Below are 18266 nucleotides of genomic sequence, written 5' to 3'. Positions count from 1 at the left end.
GACCGTCTTTCTCTCCAAAAGTTGGCGGGAAAGATGCTCCAAGGCTGTAATTCATGCTTACCTTTGTACTGATTCACACCGGCCATCAGCTCTCTTTAACAGTGAGATAAGCACTACTGTTTCCTCTTCAGTGCATTTATGATATGGAATTAAGATAATTTATTTTTGAAACCTTTTAACTCATCCATGAATCTATGGAATTCTGGAATATCCATTTGTTGCGCAGAATCTGATAACGCAACTGCTGGGTCTGGATGAACTTCAGCCATTACTGCATCTGCTCCAATTGCAAGTGCCGCTTTCGCTGTTGGTAATAATAAATCTCTACGTCCTGTTGAATGTGTTACGTCAACGATAACTGGTAAATGTGTTTCTTTCTTTAAAATCGGTACTGCTGAAATATCTAATGTGTTACGTGTCGCTCTCTCGTATGTGCGAATACCGCGCTCACAAAGAATAATTTGGTCATTACCTTGTGCAATAATGTATTCCGCTGCATTAATGAACTCATCAATTGTTGCTGCTAATCCACGTTTTAATAATACTGGCTTATTAACTTTACCTACAGCTCGTAGTAAATCGAAGTTTTGCATGTTACGTGCTCCAACTTGAATTACATCAACGTATTCTAGCGCCATTTCTACGTCATTCGGATTTAAAATTTCACTAATAATCGCTAAGTCGAACTCATCTGCTACTTGTCGTAAAATTTGTAAACCTTCTACTCCTAAACCTTGGAAATCGTATGGAGACGTTCTCGGTTTGAAAGCACCGCCGCGCATTAATTTAAGTCCTTGATCTTTCATCGCTTGCCCTACTTGGCGAACTTGCTCTAAACTTTCTACCGCACAAGGTCCCATGATGAACGTTTGTGTTCCGTTTCCAATCAATTCACCTTTAACATTAACAATTGTATTTTCTTTTTTCTTTTTACGTGAAACTAGTAATGCTTTACGGTTATCATCTTCTTGTAATTCTAAGCTTGCTTTGAAAATCGTTTTGAAAATATGTTGAATCGTTGACGTTTCGAATGGTCCTTCGTTATGCTCTGCAAGCATATCAAGTACTTCACGCTCACGTACTGGATCAAAGCGTTTCGTACCTTGTACTTGTTTTTGCTCCCCAATCTTTTGAACGATTTCACCGCGTTTGTTTAATAGGTGTAATAGTTGTAAGTTAATTTCATCTACCTGTTTACGTAATTGATCTAATTCATGATTTGCCATTTGGAAATCCTCCTCTAATGTTTTAAAAGTATAGTAAGAGAATAAAAAATTCTCTATTTTCTGAACTGGTTAATTATACAAATTTAAAGTGGAATCGATACCTCTTCTTATTTTAAACTAATAATTACCATAAAGACACTAACTACTAGTTAATAAGCCACTTTTTTGTACAAAAAAGCCCTACTGATTCAATCAGTAGGGACGATATTTATCGCGGTACCACCCTAGTTGTAGACTTATTTCGCCTACCTCTCTTCATTGTTAACGATCATCTGACCGTCTTTCCCTTCATAAAGACAATAACTATCTTTACTACGAAAAAGATGCTCCAGGACTGTAATTCGCTCTTGTTTTTGTACTGGTTCACACCAACCACCAGCTCTCTGTTACAGGGAAACAACAACTACTGCTTTTCCTTTCAATGCATGACTATTTTATTTTCAAGTTGGACCACTAAAATACAAAAAGTCCCTACTGAATAAATCAGTAGGGACGATATTTATCGCGGTACCACCCTAGTTGTAGACAATATTTCTGTCTACCTCTCTTCACTGTTAACGATCATTTGACCGCTTTTCCTTCATAAAGACAATAGTATCTTTACTACGAAAAAGATGCTCCAAGACTGTAATTCATGATTATCCCTGTACTGGTTCACACCAACCACCAGCTCTCTGTTACAGTAAGACTAACCACTACTGTGATCTCTTCATTGCACTTTGTTTATTCAAATGTTTTTGAAATTGAATAAGTATGATTCGTATTATAGAACGCTTTTCAAAACACTGTCAATAACTTTTTATATATTTTTTTAAAATTCCACTTCCGCCCTATGATTCCTCTTGTAAATTCTCCGTTACGATTCCGATGCGAATTATTTCATTTTCTATTAAATTTAATACATGTCTTTCTACTTCATACCTGGTTAATAGTTCTTTTACTTGTATGATCTCACTTTCAAGTAAATCGGCTTCTTGACACGTCTGCAGTAAAGTGAAAAACACATTTGCATACAATTCTTTATACGCTTTCATACGCTCTTTCTTTTCAAGTATCTCTATAAACAACTGTTTCATTTCTTCTTGATTAGATTGTCCTTCCACACCTTGAAATTTACTAGAAATAATATTTAATCCTTTTTCTAAAACCTCATCCATGCATAAAACAATACGTAAAAGCATCATATATTCTCTCGTTGTTATTACGCCCATTTTCGGACGTTCTCTTAAAAACACACTAAGCCACGCTGTCCAAAATTTTTGTTGTTCCTTACCACTTAACGTTTTTACGTAGTAGCATAAATACTGCATAAATTTAATTTTATTCTCTTCGTTTTCTTGCATCAAAAGTGGATATAACCAATCTGTTTTTTGCTCCCAATATAATACGCATTTAATAAATACAAAGCTAAGCCATTTTAAAAATGCTTCTCTCGTATATGGATGTAGTGCATCTAAATGTTCTACTGCATACTTAATATATCGTCTTATTTCTGTAAACAAAGGTAGATTAATTTGCGTATAACATAATCCCGCCCACGCATATTTCGTAAGCTCACTTTCTTTCTTTAAATCTAAGTAAGGTAGTACATTTTTCCGACACCATTGCTTCTCAATATGGTATAAAAACGTAATATCTGCTGTTAAACGAGCTAACATAAAGTTCGTTCGTTCCGAAGTAACCCTTACCTGTTCTTCAAATAAAAATAAATATTCATATACATTGCGATCATATAAGTGATCGTACGCTAACAGTTTTAGCAATACAGCTGTCATCTTCCCAACAGGATGCTGTATAGACTCATTGTAAAACTCTTGTTTTCCAATTTTAAAATCTGTTTCCCCTCTCATAACATGTGGAAATACTGAAAAAGCAAAGCGCTTTACAACCCGTATACTGTTTTCTTCTAGCTCTTCTAATCGATTGCTAATTTCATATAGAAAACTACTAATTAGCCAATGAAAAGCAGTATTTCTAATAAATTTCTGCAATAACGGAATGATTTTTTGAATTTGTTCATTCGTCAAATTCCGGTTATTTCGCCACTCTCTTATACACACAAACCATACTTCATTACTAATTTCGTGCACGCCTACTAGTTGATAAGCAAACGAAATACTCCACTCTACATTCAATTTACACGCTTTTGATAACATCTCTAAAAAATGGCGTTGTTCAAAAACACCGTCTCTTGAAAATTGCCGAACTTGCTCCATTATTTCATCGTCTTTCAGCTGTAGTAATCCATCAGCTGTTACATTGCATGTAATACGTTGTTCATTTGCCTCTTTCTTTGGAACACTGTATAGATCTGAAGAAAAATGGGGGTGTTTCTGTTTCATTAGCTCGTATCCTTCCGCCGTACACTTACTATTCGAATCACACGTGAATAGTAAGTCTAATACAAGACAAGCATCAAACGCCCTCTCTTCTGCAAGATACTCTAATACATGTTGAATTACTTCTTCTTTCGTTTCCTCTAAAGCATCTGCGTAATAATTCTTTAAAAGTTGAAACACTTCATGTTTACATGTGAAATCTAACAGAACATCTACATGTAACAACCACTTCAGTTTGTCATCCGCTGTAACGAATACATTATTAATCATTGCTTCAATTGCAATTCGCTTATGAAGTACACTATCAGTTTCTATCATTTCTGTAATATAATGATTTGCTTTTTTCTCATTGTTTTCACATAAATATGTAAGACACTCTTTTACAATTTGAATTAAAAATGTAAAATCATTTTGCTGTAACTCCTGCTCTGAAATTTCTCTATCTCTTCTTTTCAGTGCATTTTGTCTTAATGATAATAGTTGTATCTTTTCTAACCCCGTAACCATAATCGGATTTGCGTAGTAAGCGATATATGGTCTCATTTTCTCTTTCCAAATTCGCTCCACATGAGAAAAAATAGGCATCGGTATACGACTCGATTCCTCGAGTTCAATCGACTCTTGCGTATCATTTCCCCATCTTCTTACACGCTTCAATTTAAGTTTCCCATCTAAAATAAACGTTAATAGCAACAAGCCAATTTCTTTATGCTCAGGGAAAGAACATTTTTGCAATAAATATGTGATTATTTCAATAGAGCTACTATCTTTCTCTGCTGTTTCTAATAAAAGCAATGTCCATCTTGCAAACAACAAAGGGTCCATCGTTTCTTTCGTTTCGTTTAAGTAACTACAAATTGTTCGCCACCATAACGGGGATATTTTAGAATGATTTTTAAAAATCAATTGAAATAGTTCTTTTTGATGACTAAATAGAAATTGCTCCACTAACCATTCCGCAAGCAATTCATCTACTTCATCATAATTTGCTGTAAGCAGAAATAAATTTCTTAGTTTCCCTTCTGCTTCAAGCCATTCCACCCATTCATAATCACGAGCAAATTCAACGAAGTACCGAACGGTTTCAATTTTTTTTATTGACTGTTTTATATAGGATAATTGCTCCTGCTCTACTGATGGAGGAACGGTTACAATATCACGAATACGCATTCTTTTCGTAATATAATTATCCCCCATTAATTCCGCCCACCGCTTCACCGCTTTCACAAGCGCCTGATGATTATTTGCTTTATTCGGATACACAATCGGTCTTATCCCTAAATGCTCCCAATGATATGTATTATCACCTTGTGCGACGAAAGCATAACGCCTTGTACTCGGTGGTAAGCCTGTTGCTAAATATTTCATTACAGGATCATTATGACTATACCCAACGAATAAAACAGTGTAATTTGAGAATAGATCAACTAAAAATCGTCTCGCCCACCCTTCTGTTAGGTAAGCCCTTCCAAAATCACCATCCGTTAAAATTAAAGCTTCTTTCTCTTGTTCTACATTCCCATGTATGTAAGCCAACCCTTTAAACGCTCTCCCTGTCGGTAAAGCAGGTGCATAATAAATATTCAGCTCTCTATTCATTTCTGTAATTACAGACGTAAAATGTTGATCAAAGTTTGTCGTTACAATTCGAACATCCGTATCTAACGGAAACAGCCTTGGAATCGCATAGTGTAATGGATTTGGTTTTGATTTTTCTATATTAACGAGGTCTCTTGCAACTTGATGCACATCTTTCGTTTTCGCAATTTTACCGAGATAATAATCGTGGGGTTCTGTCATCTCACGCCTTTCGACATATAAAGCTTTCGAAATTTCATCAACTAAATCATCGAAATTCGGTAAGTTTGATTTCCCCTTCATAGAAACTCCTGCTCCAACGAATAATACTAACTTACCTTGTTCAAGGTGATCGATTAACTCATCTGGAATTTCTACTTCTGAAGTTATCCACATCCCGGATTCCCCCTTACCTAAAAATGTCATACGCTCTCATTTCACTATAACATTTTTTGATTATTTTTTTAATATTTAGATAAAATTTCAGCATGATAAAGTTTTATATAAATTAAACCGTTCCAATGTATGAACTCCTGTATTTATTGTAAAACTATGTATAAATGGGAGGTGTAAATATTGAATGATATTACTGTAATACTTATCAAATTTATATCATGCATCATCGCTTTTAGTATCGGACTAGCTCTATTTTTCCCAGCAACGCTCGTCCAAATCATTTCTTTTAGTCTCTTCGTCACAATCATTTCTTATATGTTTGTTGATAAAATTATTTTAAATCGAATTGGCAATTCCGCTGCCATTATGACGGATTTCTTACTTACGTACTTAAGTGTTTGGATTTTCGGTAATATTTTATTAGACAACTACATGCAAATTGCATGGGGTAGTATCCTTTCTGCCATCGTCTTTACATTATCAGAAGTAATCGTCCATCGCTTTTCTAATTCCCACACAAGGCACAGCAATGATAACATTCGAATTAATCGCCGGTTTGCATATGGTACCGAGTTTGCTGAAGAACAGAATGTGTTGGATAAAGATAAGAAGAAATAACGTTTTGGTGAAGGAGTACCCTTGTTGATAATGTGGTACTCCTTTTTGTTTTTTTGTGATATCAATACGGTGAATGAAATTATATCAACAATTCGACAAGAAATATCGATTTATCGACAAAGTTTGATAGCCTATCTTCAAATAAAAAAGCTGCCCCATTAAGAGACAGCAACTTCTGTAATTACGCTTTTACTTTTAAATCTTTTAACGTAATAACATCTGCAAATGATCCAAATACAACATTATGATGTTTTACAATATCTTCAGCGCGTAATACATCTGTGTCAAATGTGCTATGTGCATCACTTACTAATGTTACTTTATACCCTTCACTAAACGCTCTTCGCGTTGTCGTATCAACACAGTACTCTGTTTGCATTCCTGAAATAATAACATGCTCAATTCCTTTTTCTTGTAACAGTTCGTTTAGGTTTGTCTTATGGAATGAATCTGGCGTCGTCTTTTCAACGATACTATCACCATCTTGTGGTGCAATCGCTGCATGTACTTGCCAGCCAGCTGTACCTTTTTCTAACGGGTGATTTTTTGGCCCATTATGTTGTACATAAATAATCGGAATACTATTTGAACGACATTCCTCAATAAGATTTTGTAATGTTTCTAAAAACTTTTCCCCATTATGTACTGGCATTCCTGCTGTATACATACCCACTTGCACATCAATAACTATTAATGCTTTTTTCATTTCACACAGCTCCCTTTATTTTTATAAGCCCCTGCATATTTATTATAATTGTTTATATTCTACCATCCAACAATCTTCTAATTTCCCTTCATGCAGTTCATGTTTCTCTAGTACTTTCACCTTTTTAAACCCGCATTTTTCATAACAGCTTATCGCACGTTCATTATTTACTTTAGGATCCATCGCTATCGCTTCTGCTCCTAAGTTCTCCATTATGTATGTAATTGCTGCTTGAACAAGTTTTGTTCCAATTCCTTTTCCCCAAAAGATCGGTTCACCGATAAATTGGTCCATTCCCCATACATTCTGCGATTCTTCATATCCATATAACGCTTTCCATTCAGAATCAACTGGATACATTTGAATGTAACCGATTGGAACGGCATCAAATTCTATTAAACATCTTTTTTCATGACCGTTTGGATGATGTATAAAATGATCAAGCACCTTTTCTACAGATTGCGGATTATCTCGTCCTTCGTAATACTGCAGGACTTCTGGGTCTGTTAGCCATTTTGAAATGATAGGTGCATCGTTTTTTATTACGTATCTAACTAATAATTTTCCCTTTTGGAATAACATAGGTCACCTCCTTATTAGTTACTCTTATAATAACTTTTCTATATGCGGATAGTAAATTTTTCAAACAGCTTTATTTGCATAATCCCACAATAAGAAATTATTCTGTTCAACCTATACTGAGTATCATAAACTATTATTTAACTAACTAAAAGAATGTTTCCCATAATGAAGTTCTTTTGTAACAGGACCTAAAAAACTAAAACAATTTGGAGATGAGACTTTGAAATCAACATTAATTATTCTTCGAGGAAACTCCGCAAGCGGCAAGACAACTATCGCAAAAGAACTGCAAGAGCATTTCGGGCAAGGAACACTTCTAGTCTCACAAGACGTTGTGCGCAGAGATATGCTAAAAGTTCACGATACAATGGGTAACTTATCTCATGATTTACTATTTGAAATTACGAAGTACGGAAAAGGAAAATGTGAATTTGTTATTTTAGAAGGAATACTAAACAGTCGTAGGTACGGTGAAATGTTAAGAGAATTAATACATTATTTCGAAGGAAACGCTTATACATATTATTTTGACTTATCACTTGAAGAAACGATTAGACGGCATAATACTAGAGAAAAACGACTTGAATTTGGAAAAGATTTATTGAGTAAATGGTATAACCCACACGATACAATTGAGGTTAATAGAGAGACTGTTTTTACAGATGATTTCACGCAAAGAGATATATTTCATGCAATTATTACTGATGTTACGATACAAAAATAAGACTGACTCTTTTTGTCAGTCTTATTTTATTATGTTCCTTGTATTTCAGTTTTCATAACGGAACAATCTTTACATAAGTAATAATATATATTCATCTCACCGAACAGAAAATCAACTACTGAAATAAGTTCCCGTTCTTCAAGATCTTGTGTAATTGTAGCAACATATTTCATCTCTTTCGAACAAGTTGGACATCCTAAATCTTCTGGAGCATCATCGTATAGGGGCGCTCCTACCAATCTACATACATATTCCGAACCGAATAAGTCAAAAGCTTCCCAGTAACTATCTTCATCAGTAGGTATATCTTCATTTTTCATATTCGTTAGCTTTACATTAGTTTTTGGAAGATTGACCGGTAGCTTATACTCAGCTTCCATAATCCACTCTTCCGTATTGTCTTGTTTTATTATTTGTACCGTTTTGCCCCCATTACTTAATTGAAAATATTGCGGCTCCCACACCATCGCACAATTCAAGCAAGAGATGAATGGTAATACAATCAATTCATCATTTTTAAGTTCAGCAAGTTTCTCATCTTTCAAATCAAAACAAAAAATTTGATGCATTTTCTCACCGCATAACTTACACAATGGTACTTCACAATCTTGACCACCGAAATAATGATTATATGAATCTTTCCCTTCCATTACTCTATACCCTTTTATTCCATCCCAATGTTCGCCATATAATTCCATTGTCATATTCTATCCTCTTCTCGCTTATAAAGGTAATCCTCGATACTAATCTTTTAATAACTTTCGGTACATAAAACATTTTTTATTGTTGCTAATCATCATTTTTCTCATTCTTATCACCGTTATCTTTTTGGTATGAATACGATAATAAAATAATAACAATTTACAAGAAGACTGAGTTCTGTATCCATTCTGACACTATAGGGATTTGGAACGTTATAAACCCTAGTATAAGACTAAATAAAACAATTACTATTTTATGAATATTTTTCTCCTATTTATCTAATTGTATTTTAATAGTGATAGAAGAACAATATGGTTGTCAGAAATACAAATAAGGATTATATAATTCAATAGGGTTACTTTTACTGCTCACGGTACTCAGCAGCAAAATTAAGGTTTTATTCTTTTACATATCCTTCAAATTTTTTCAATGAATCACATTAAGGTAAAAAATAAAAGCCAGTCTCAATAAAGAGAACTGACTTCTATTTGGATAACCATTATTATAAAATTTTCACTTTAACAGTTTGTCTTCCCCAGTTCATAGCTTTACTTTTTGAACCCATTAAAACATCAATACGATTTCCTTTAATAGCACTACCAGTATCACCAGCAATAGCTTCTCCATAACCTTCTACCCATACTTTAGATCCTAATGGGATTACCTTCGGATCTACTGCAATAATTCTCATATTAGGATTTGTCGTTAAATCATGACCCATCGCAGTTAAAACGCGTCCACCATATGTACCATTTTCACTTGGATCAGCAGTATATGCTGTCGCTACTACCGTTAATTCACGTTTAGCAGACTGTGTGTTATTTTTAGATACTTCTTGTGTCTTTGTTGCTTCTTTTGCTTTCGCTTTTTCTATTTCTCGTGCTTGCGCTTCTTCCTTAGCCTTTGCTATTTCCTGCGATTTTGCTTTTGCTTCTTCTTTTGCTTTTTCTATTTCTCGTGCTTTTGCTTCTTCCTTAGCCTTTGCTATTTCTTGTGCTTTTGCTTTTTCCATTTCTCGTACTTTTGCTTCTTCCTTAGCTTTTGCTATTTCTTGCGCTTGCGCTTTCGCTTCTTCTTTTACTTTTTCTATTTCTTGTGCTTTTGCTTCTTCCTTAGCTTTTGCTATTTCTTGCGCTTTCGCTTCTTCTTTTACTTTTTCTATTTCTTGTGCTTTTGCTTCTTCCTTAGCCTTTGCTATTTCTTGCGCTTTCGCTTCTTCTTTTACTTTTTCTATTTCTTGTACTTTTGCTTCTTCCTTGGTCTTTGCTATTTCTTCTGCTTTCGTTTCTTCCTTAACTTTTACTCTCTCTGTTACTTTCGCTTCTTCTTTAGGCTTTACTATTTCTTCTGCTTTCGTTTCTTCCTTAACTTTTACTCTCTCTGTTACTTTCGCTTCTTCTTTAGGCTTTACTATTTCTTCTGCTTTCGTTTCTTTCTGCTCTTTTGTTGTTTCTTTCGCTTTTGCTATTTCTTGTACTTTTGCTTCTTTCTGCGTTTTTACTTCTTCCTTTGCTTTAACTGCTTTTTGTACTTTCGCTACTCGCTTCGTTTTCTCTTCAGCTTTCTTTTCAATTGGTGCTGTACTTGATAGGAAAGAAACATTTGCATAAGCTGTTTTTCCTTTATACTCAAATTGCAGCCATCCATCTTTTACTTGATGTGTTGATTCAATTACATCATCTTGTTTCAGTCTGCCAAGAATTTCTGATTCTGTGTTTGCTTCAGTACGTACATTTAATAGGTTTGCTGTTACATGATAAATATCTTTTGTATACTCCGAACTTACAAACAATTCTTTACCATTTAAATCAATTTTTGACCATCCTTCTTCAGTATGTATGACCTTTAACTTTTGTCCTTCTTTTACTTTTTCGACAATTTTTGATTCCGTAGTTGGCTTTTCACGTACGTTAAGTACATCCGCTGTTACGATAGTTTCTGCGATAGCAGATGTGGTAAAAGCCCCCAATCCAAGAACTGTTGCTGTTGCTGCGCCAATTATTTTTTTCATATTAGCCTCCATTGCGTTTTTTTGAGTTCTATCAAATGCTTCCATAAAATTAGGGAATTCCACAGAGTATCAAAACATTTGTAACAGTATATTAATACCACTTAATATACTGTTTTTAAAACTTTCTACTCCAATATTATCAAATTTTCATTTCTAATTCTATACATTATAAATCTACTTATCTTCTATAAACTCTTCATGACCTTCTACTTCACACTAGATAGTTGTCGCAATTCCTGCCAAAAATAAACTTACAATTGCTAAAAATGGCGTTCCAGCTATTGCACCTCTTAAGTGAAACTTATAGTCTTTATATCCTTTCATTTCCTCAGTACTAGGAATAACAACAAATCTTGGAGTAATCCAGCAAAATATAAGCCAATCGATTATTAATAAATCTACTAAATTGAAAATCATTACAATCCCAAAAGTATGTAAATAGGCCTCAATATACAATAATTTTCCATGGTGATGTAGTATATATGTAGAAACTAAAGGCGTTCCGAAGAGAATAATATTGTAAATAATTCCGAAATAAAACGTTTGTTTTTTTTCATTTATCGATTTTGGCAAAACTACTTTTTGAATATCTTTCGGATAATCATTTAACCAAAGGCGAGGATTATAATACGTAGACCCTAATATCATAATAGACAGTATAAAAGACATGGAAATACCGACAATCACCATTTGTTCAAATTGCCCCACAAATGTCCCTCCTTATTTGAAATTTTGACGTACGTAATTCACTTAATTAGACATTGTATGCATGTTATGACTTAAAAATTATCTAATACCATTAATAAAAATTTTTCATTACAATCCGCTTTTTCCTAACGTCCATTCTTATTTCTTGCAATATGCATGCAAATTTAATAAAGTGAACATCTAATTAGTGTTGTTGAATTTCGCTAATTATTACAGAGTACATATTTTTTAATTTACATAAAGAATGGGTTGGTGAAACGAATGAAAATCGAACATATAGCAATTTGGGTAAATGATTTAGAATTAATGCGTACTTTCTATACAAAGTACTTTAACGGTAAAGCAAACTCTTTATATCATAATGAAGCGAAACACTTTGAATCTTATTTTATTACGTTCGAATCTGGAGCGCGCCTTGAAATTATGCGTAAGAAAGGCATAGAAAACGAGCCTAACCTAAATATCACTGGCTATGCACACATGGCTTTCTCTGTTGGTAGTGAAGAACGTGTAAATGAACTAACAAAAACGTTAAAAGAAGCTGGTTCTCCTTTATTAAATGGACCACGTTTCACTGGAGATGGCTATTACGAAAGTGTAATTAGTGATCCGGAAGGCAATCAAATAGAGATCACTATTTAACTATCGTTTATCTTTTCTGAAGAACTAATAAAAATTCGTTTGGAGGAACCCTATGCATAAACTGCATTTCAAAAAATTTGAAGCAACAGATTTTAGTCCATATTTCCAGCTCGTATCAAATGAAAGAGTGATGGCACAAATTACAGAGCGTGCTATTCCGCTAGAAGAGGCACAAAACGACTATGAAAAATTGTTAAGGCGCAATGAAAAGCATAAACTGTTTGGGTCTTATAAAGTTTATGACAGTGCAACAAATGAATTTATCGGCCTTGGACATGTAACAGTGAATGAAGATAATGTAAAAGAAGCTGAAATTGGGTATATGATTTTGCCAGAGCACTGGGGAAAAAGATATGGTAGTTATATTGCAAGAGAATTAATTGAAATAGCGAAGCAGACAGATGTAAGCGTACTAAAAGCAATTATCGATCCGAGCAATACCCCCTCTCGGAAGATTTTACTAAACGTTGGTTTTACATCTGAAAAAGTTTGCGAGATTGATGGATTGCCTGGGGAGATTTTGAGTACATATATTTAACTATATAAAAAGGCAATGCTACATTTGAACTAACCGTAGCATTGCCTTTATCTTTTTTTATTATAAAAGTCCCATTTTCACCTTAATACGAACTAAATCACTATTTCTTTATCTCGTCTACTACACTTTGAACTAAAGAGATAAGAGCTTTCTTTGTATCCTCATCTGTTACTTTTGCATCATCACTAAATTTAGTTCGCACAGATGGGATTAATAACGAGCCATTTTGAACGACAATTGTATCTAGCATACCTAGTGTAAGTAATAAAGATTCATGGGCTTTATCCCCTCCCGCAATTGATGGTGAAGCTGTTATAATAGCCACTGGCTTTTTATAAAGTTCCGCTGATGAAACAAGCCATTCTAAAGCATTCTTCAAAACTCCTGGAATACTTTTTGCATACTCTGGTGTACAAATAATAAGTGCATGTGCTTCACTTAATGTCTTTCGAAATTCTTCAACAACAACCGGTGCTCCAACTCGATCTACATCCGGATTAAAATGAGGTAGTTCCTCTATCCCATTATAAATAGTGTAATCTATACCTTCTGGAATAAATGCTGCTAAAGTTTTTAATATGTTTGTGTTGGATGATTCTTCCCTAATACTTCCTGAAATCGCTATGATTTTTTTGTGTATACTCATATGATCCCCTCCTACAAACATCATACTTATGCAGCCAGAGAAAAATCAAAAATATTGAACTATTTAACAAGCTGTACATTCATCAATTTTGACATCTTGCTTTTGATTCCCTAATAAAAATACTACTGTCTATAAATATCTTTACTTGCTAATTTATAAATAACTCGAAAGGCTTCTTGGTCCCCAGACTCCATTTTATACAGCCATTCTTTTAATTCTACTTCATCCAAAATTACGTTCCCCTCTCATGAGCTTTCACACTATATTCGCCCGTTTCTCACAAAAGGTTCATTTTACATAAAAATTTATTTATTACAATGAAAATATACTATATATTTTACAGAAAGGAGGATTCGTATAATGAACAAAGAAGACAAACTTTATGCTGAAAATGTATTAAAACATCTCTTCATAGGAGCACAAGTTGATGGATTGTAATTTGGTATTTCTCCAACAACTATAAAAATTCATTTTACAAATTTTGAAGCTGCAGTTGATTATGATGGGCAATTATATATCAACATCGAATCGAAATGGGTTTTATTTCATACTCCACCAGAAAAGTACCCTTCTAATGAGGATGAATTTGACGATTATACTGAGGAGGAAGAATATAAGAGAATTTTTGATGTAAGAAGACAAAAAGTTACAAACATACAACTTGCTAATGAATCTCCGCATTTATTTATAACATTTGAGAACGGGCAAATCATGTTTGTAAATGGGTTTCATGACTATTATGAATGCTGGCAAGCTGGGGTCCAATTTGATGATTGGCTTGTAGTTGCTGCACCTGGGAATGAAATCGCTACTTGGACTCCCGATGAATTTACTAATAAATAAGCCGTCAGAAATCACAATAGAAAAAGTATATCTTGCACAAGGGGAAACAGATTTACGTAAATCAATTGATGGACTAGCGACTGTTGTAAAAGAAGAATTTGAAATTTAAAATCACCCCGTTTTAACAGGAAAAAGTGGCATTTTTACTATTTCTAATGTTCGCTAATGCTTATTGCGTGATTTGGTTTCATTGCTACACAAACCCCAATACCCACTCTTAACTTGATGGGCATGTATAGTGCCCCCTATTAGCATCAACGAGAAGGAATAGACCTTGTAAAAAACATTTATAATTCCACTGATACGCAGAAAAATAAAAAGAGAATAATTCAGAAATTCCCTATGAATCATTCTCTTTTTATTTTCATATTTTAACATGCTGGATATGCATTAGAACCCAAATAACGTTCTTTTATAAGTTGACGATGATGAAGCTCATGACCAGCAATAATGTTTGCTAATGCAAGAACCGTGACTTCAGAATTGTTCGCAATTCCCCTTTGTAACCAAGCTTCTTTATCTAAACTTTTAAGCAAATGCATAGTAGATTGGCGAACAACTGTTAAATTCTCAAGAAGATCTTGCATAGATTGCTTATCAAAATCTGCTCTAAGAACATACATATCATCGTTATATCCAGGAAGTTCTGCTGTCTCGCCTCTTGCTATGGAAAGCAATCGATACGCCATGATACGTTCAGTATCCGCAATATGACCGATTACTTCTTTTATACTCCATTTATTAGGAGCATATCTAAAATGTCCCTCACTATCAGAAATATCCTTCAATAAAAGATTCGTTTCCTTCATTTGTTGCTCTAGAATATGTATGATATCTCCATCTGGTATTAAGTTTATGTACGTTGAATAATACGGGTTATATTCATTTGCCTCTGGTCTCTTTTGCATGCTTATCATCCTTTTTATTTTATCCTTATATACAACTTATCATAAATTATTATCATATTAATCAAAAAAAATAATTTTAAAACAAAATGGCCCCATCCTATATAGGATTACATTAACAAAGCGGCTTATCCCCAAGCCCCCAACTAAACCATCTCCCATGCCCTTCCGTTTCCCCAACAGTTTCACAATATTCGTTTCCGTTAATATAATAATCAATATGAAGGTCACGGTCCCACATGTTGTTATATAGGTGGAATACATCACGTTTTGCACCTATTTCTTTAATTTGTTTTTCTAGCTTATGTTTTACATTTTCAGGTATTTGATTTGCGACGTGTGTATGGAAAATGCAGATTACAGCATCTTCCCTTATTTGATTTGCAATGGCTGGAAGAAGTGCTACACCGTCCCCTTCAATTAATTGTACTGATTTTTCTTTTACAAGCGTTGCTGCTTGATCGAATAGTTCAAGTCTTTCTTTATGTTCTGGCCAAATAAGCGCGCGTAACCATAAATAATCTTCTTCATCATTTAAATTATTCACATGTAAATCTAGTCCGATTCTTTCCATAACAGGTGGACTTTGTTCTAAAAAGGAGGGCTTCTTCTCCCCTTTTATTTCTGATTGTAAATGAACATTTGATTGTCTATTTCCATACATTTCTTCCGTTCCATATGAATAACGATATTGATCCCAAAATAGTTGTAATCCCGCACTTGTACCAATTTCTATTAACGCCAATGGTTTGTTCACTTTATTAAATATGTAACAGAAACTTGGATATAAATAGGCACATCGTCTTACTTCATTCGTTTGAACAAGTTTCGTTTGTAATAAAGAGATAATTTCTTCTCGATATACATGGCAAAAATCTTTAAATTGGTAAAAGGCATTTTCAAAATTTATATCAGCATTTTCAACTAAACTTTGATAATAGTTTTTTAAACTGTGCTCTTTTCCTTTTAACAATAAATAATGGACTGCACCTAATAATAAGTTTGGGACTGGTTGACCAGGTTGTGCGTAGGAAGCTAACGTAAGAACTTCCTCATCTTCAGAAATTTTTATTGATAAATATTCGTATAAGTCACTAGATCCTTTACATTCATTCACAGAAAAATTCCGAAATAAGTTTGCGACTTGTTCTTTTGTAAGCATTGGTATCCCCCTTATTTTATTTTCAGAATAATCTTACCATTAATTTGTTATTTGCTCTATTTTTTCAAATTAGATGTAATAAAAACAGATTCTTACAAATTCCCAAAGATAAAAACTTAAAAATAAAAGTATTAGTAAGTTTTTTTGACATAACATCAAACTGGAATTCTTCTCCAATTCCCGCTTTACTACTATGCTTTTTACCCTTATGACAGAAGAATTCTATGAAATAAAACGTTAAATAGTTTAAAATTATCAGATAACACTAGATATTTTAGTCTATTAATTATTATAATAGACTATGAGATGGTTATATAATTGAGACAAAAAAGGTAAGTACCTAGGTGGGGCCTAGGCGGTGTTTTCTTTTTACGGCTTAGATATAAAAAACACCTACTCTTTTTTGCCAATATAGGGGATGGAGAGATTATCATGAGCAACATGCAGCAAAAAACAGACGTTATCTTAATTGGCGCAGGAATTATGAGCGCAACGTTAGGATCATTACTTAAAGAATTGGCACCTGAATGGGAAATTAAAGTATTTGAAAAACTCGCTAATGCCGGAGAAGAAAGTTCTAACGAATGGAATAATGCTGGTACAGGACATTCTGCGCTATGTGAGCTTAACTATACATCCGAAAAATCTGACGGGTCTATAGATATTGGTAAAGCTGTAAAAGTAAATGAGCAATTTCAACTTTCAAGACAATTTTGGGCTTATCTTGTAAAAAGAAACTTAATTCGTAATCCACAAGATTTTATTATGCCACTACCTCATATGAGTTTGGTGCAAGGGGAAAAAAATGTAGAGTTTCTAAAAAAACGTTTTGAAGCGCTTTCAAAAAACGCTCTATTCCAAGGAATGGAATTTTCTGATGCACCTGACACATTAAAAAAATGGCTTCCACTCATTATGGAAGGTCGTAATTCTAATGAACCTATGGCTGCAACGAAGATTGACTCTGGAACAGATGTTAACTTCGGTGCGTTAACGCGCATGTTATTTGATTACTTAAAAACTAAAAATGTTGAGCTAAACTACAAACATAGTGTTGAAAATATTAAACGCACGAAGAATGGTTTGTGGGAAGTAAAAGTACATGATATGAATAGTGGCAAAATTGAACATCATACTGCGAAATTCGTCTTTATCGGCGGCGGTGGTGGTAGTCTACCTCTACTTCAAAAGACTGGTATTCCTGAGTCAAAACATATTGGAGGATTCCCAGTAAGTGGACTATTTATGGTATGTAAAAACCCAAAAGTTGTAGAGCAGCATCATGCAAAAGTATACGGAAAAGCTAAAGTTGGTGCTCCACCAATGTCTGTACCTCACCTTGATACGAGATATATAGACAATAAAAAAGCTTTACTGTTTGGACCATTTGCAGGCTTCTCACCTAAATTCTTAAAAACTGGCTCAAACCTTGATTTAATTGGTTCTGTAAAACCGAATAACGTCTTAACGATGTTAGCAGCCGGTGTAAAAGAAATGGGATTAACAAAATACTTAATCCAACAAGTTATGTTATCACACGAAAAGCGTATGGAAGAATTACGTGAGTTTATTCCGAACGCTAAAAGTGAAGATTGGGATACTGTCGTTGCTGGACAACGTGTGCAGGTAATTAAAGATACTGATGCAGGTGGTAAAGGAACACTTCAATTTGGTACAGAAGTTGTTAGTGCAAATGACGGATCAATCGCTGCGTTACTTGGTGCTTCTCCAGGTGCTTCTACTGCGGTTCACGTTATGCTTGAAGTATTAGAAAAATGCTTCCCAGAACGTATACTAGAATGGGAGCCAAAGATAAAAGAAATGGTCCCTTCTTACGGCGTGTCACTTACGGAAAATCCAAGACTGTTCCAAGAGCTTCACGCTTCAACAGGGCGCACACTTGGGTTAAATGAAAAAGAAGCTGTTCACAATTAATGAAT

Annotated in this window: 17 protein-coding genes, 1 pseudogene and 3 other annotated features (1 of these 21 cut by a window edge); of the genes and pseudogenes, 7 read left to right on the top strand and 11 right to left on the bottom strand. The window is 34.2% G+C overall.

Annotated features, from left to right (window positions below; genetic code table 11):
• Positions 1 to 140, bottom strand: a binding site (T-box leader) (it extends 80 nt beyond the left edge of the window).
• A 9-nt stretch (positions 141 to 149) separates the two neighbouring features.
• Both BG05_RS17035 and BG05_RS17030 read right to left on the bottom strand, forming a co-directional pair.
• Positions 150 to 1226 (bottom strand): bifunctional 3-deoxy-7-phosphoheptulonate synthase/chorismate mutase, encoded by a 1077-nt coding sequence (locus BG05_RS17035; protein WP_002013433.1) that lies wholly within the window; start codon positions 1224 to 1226, stop codon positions 150 to 152.
• Between the two features lie 194 nt (positions 1227 to 1420).
• Positions 1421 to 1657: a binding site (T-box leader), on the bottom strand.
• A gap of 54 nt (positions 1658 to 1711) precedes the next feature.
• Positions 1712 to 1948: a binding site (T-box leader), on the bottom strand.
• Positions 1949 to 2056: 108 nt separating this feature from the next.
• On the bottom strand, positions 2057 to 5569 hold the full coding sequence (locus BG05_RS17030) for a DUF4020 domain-containing protein (RefSeq protein WP_041868000.1): 3513 nt from the start codon (positions 5567 to 5569) through the stop codon (positions 2057 to 2059).
• Between the two features lie 150 nt (positions 5570 to 5719).
• Between BG05_RS17030 and BG05_RS17025 the strand changes: the two genes are divergently transcribed.
• Positions 5720 to 6157 carry a YndM family protein gene (locus tag BG05_RS17025; protein ID WP_002127868.1) on the top strand — a complete coding sequence of 146 codons (438 nt, stop codon included), beginning with the start codon at positions 5720 to 5722 and terminating at the stop codon, positions 6155 to 6157.
• A 181-nt stretch (positions 6158 to 6338) separates the two neighbouring features.
• On the opposite strand, the gene BG05_RS17020 is transcribed toward BG05_RS17025, so the two are convergent.
• Together BG05_RS17020 and BG05_RS17015 are read right to left on the bottom strand one after the other, a co-directional pair.
• A complete protein-coding gene (locus BG05_RS17020; protein ID WP_002127870.1) occupies positions 6339 to 6863 on the bottom strand; it encodes a cysteine hydrolase family protein in 525 nt (174 codons plus the stop codon).
• A 42-nt stretch (positions 6864 to 6905) separates the two neighbouring features.
• The gene (locus BG05_RS17015) at positions 6906 to 7445 is read right to left on the bottom strand and encodes a GNAT family N-acetyltransferase (RefSeq protein ID WP_003189954.1); all 540 of its coding nucleotides are present in this window, start codon (positions 7443 to 7445) and stop codon (positions 6906 to 6908) included.
• A 220-nt stretch (positions 7446 to 7665) separates the two neighbouring features.
• Between BG05_RS17015 and BG05_RS17010 the strand changes: the two genes are divergently transcribed.
• Positions 7666 to 8169, top strand: coding sequence for a kinase (locus tag BG05_RS17010; protein WP_003189952.1), 504 nt, complete (start codon positions 7666 to 7668; stop codon positions 8167 to 8169).
• A gap of 29 nt (positions 8170 to 8198) precedes the next feature.
• Here the strand turns inward: BG05_RS17010 and BG05_RS17005 are convergent, their stop codons facing one another.
• The 3 genes from BG05_RS17005 to BG05_RS16995 all read right to left on the bottom strand — a co-directional run bounded on the left by BG05_RS17005 (position 8199) and on the right by BG05_RS16995 (position 11590).
• Complete coding sequence (locus tag BG05_RS17005) at positions 8199 to 8873, bottom strand: hypothetical protein (RefSeq protein ID WP_016127163.1); 675 nt, start codon at positions 8871 to 8873, stop codon at positions 8199 to 8201.
• 500 nt (positions 8874 to 9373) lie between these two features.
• Complete coding sequence (gene entB, locus BG05_RS17000) at positions 9374 to 10882, bottom strand: cell wall-binding protein EntB (RefSeq protein WP_033734077.1); 1509 nt, start codon at positions 10880 to 10882, stop codon at positions 9374 to 9376.
• A gap of 216 nt (positions 10883 to 11098) precedes the next feature.
• On the bottom strand, positions 11099 to 11590 hold the full coding sequence (locus BG05_RS16995) for a hypothetical protein (protein WP_002168155.1): 492 nt from the start codon (positions 11588 to 11590) through the stop codon (positions 11099 to 11101).
• 261 nt (positions 11591 to 11851) lie between these two features.
• Between BG05_RS16995 and BG05_RS16990 the strand changes: the two genes are divergently transcribed.
• Together BG05_RS16990 and BG05_RS16985 are read left to right on the top strand one after the other, a co-directional pair.
• The gene (locus BG05_RS16990; RefSeq protein WP_002127880.1) at positions 11852 to 12232 is read left to right on the top strand and encodes a VOC family protein; all 381 of its coding nucleotides are present in this window, start codon (positions 11852 to 11854) and stop codon (positions 12230 to 12232) included.
• 52 nt (positions 12233 to 12284) lie between these two features.
• Complete coding sequence (locus BG05_RS16985) at positions 12285 to 12770, top strand: GNAT family N-acetyltransferase (RefSeq protein ID WP_002127881.1); 486 nt, start codon at positions 12285 to 12287, stop codon at positions 12768 to 12770.
• Positions 12771 to 12870: 100 nt separating this feature from the next.
• Here the strand turns inward: BG05_RS16985 and BG05_RS16980 are convergent, their stop codons facing one another.
• Together BG05_RS16980 and BG05_RS29750 are read right to left on the bottom strand one after the other, a co-directional pair.
• On the bottom strand, positions 12871 to 13416 hold the full coding sequence (locus BG05_RS16980; RefSeq protein ID WP_033734076.1) for an NADPH-dependent FMN reductase: 546 nt from the start codon (positions 13414 to 13416) through the stop codon (positions 12871 to 12873).
• Between the two features lie 90 nt (positions 13417 to 13506).
• A pseudogene (locus tag BG05_RS29750) lies at positions 13507 to 13646 on the bottom strand (sigma-70 family RNA polymerase sigma factor); the annotation flags it as partial.
• A gap of 214 nt (positions 13647 to 13860) precedes the next feature.
• Between BG05_RS29750 and BG05_RS31580 the strand changes: the two are divergent.
• Together BG05_RS31580 and tnpB are read left to right on the top strand one after the other, a co-directional pair.
• Positions 13861 to 14259 (top strand): hypothetical protein, encoded by a 399-nt coding sequence (locus BG05_RS31580; protein ID WP_232294830.1) that lies wholly within the window; start codon positions 13861 to 13863, stop codon positions 14257 to 14259.
• Complete coding sequence (gene tnpB / locus BG05_RS16965) at positions 14240 to 14368, top strand: IS66 family insertion sequence element accessory protein TnpB (protein WP_002127887.1); 129 nt, start codon at positions 14240 to 14242, stop codon at positions 14366 to 14368. The genes BG05_RS31580 and tnpB overlap by 20 nt, the downstream gene beginning before the upstream one ends.
• Before the next feature lie 262 nt (positions 14369 to 14630).
• Here the strand turns inward: tnpB and BG05_RS16960 are convergent, their stop codons facing one another.
• Together BG05_RS16960 and BG05_RS16955 are read right to left on the bottom strand one after the other, a co-directional pair.
• Positions 14631 to 15167: a DinB family protein gene (locus BG05_RS16960; RefSeq protein WP_002127888.1), complete on the bottom strand. Its 537-nt coding sequence runs from the start codon at positions 15165 to 15167 to the stop codon at positions 14631 to 14633.
• Positions 15168 to 15279: 112 nt separating this feature from the next.
• Positions 15280 to 16326, bottom strand: a complete 1047-nt coding sequence (locus BG05_RS16955) for a DUF2332 domain-containing protein (RefSeq protein ID WP_002127890.1) — start codon at positions 16324 to 16326, stop codon at positions 15280 to 15282.
• A 432-nt stretch (positions 16327 to 16758) separates the two neighbouring features.
• Here BG05_RS16955 and BG05_RS16950 point away from each other — a divergent pair, with 432 nt between their 5' ends.
• Positions 16759 to 18261, top strand: a complete 1503-nt coding sequence (locus BG05_RS16950) for a malate:quinone oxidoreductase (RefSeq protein WP_002127892.1) — start codon at positions 16759 to 16761, stop codon at positions 18259 to 18261.
• Positions 18262 to 18266: the final 5 nt, after the last annotated feature.

The sequence above is a fragment of the Bacillus mycoides genome (assembly GCF_000832605.1).
Taxonomy (GTDB): domain Bacteria; phylum Bacillota; class Bacilli; order Bacillales; family Bacillaceae_G; genus Bacillus_A; species Bacillus_A mycoides.
The sequence above is the reverse complement of the archived record's forward strand: the minus strand, read 5'-3'. Positions and strand labels throughout refer to the sequence as shown.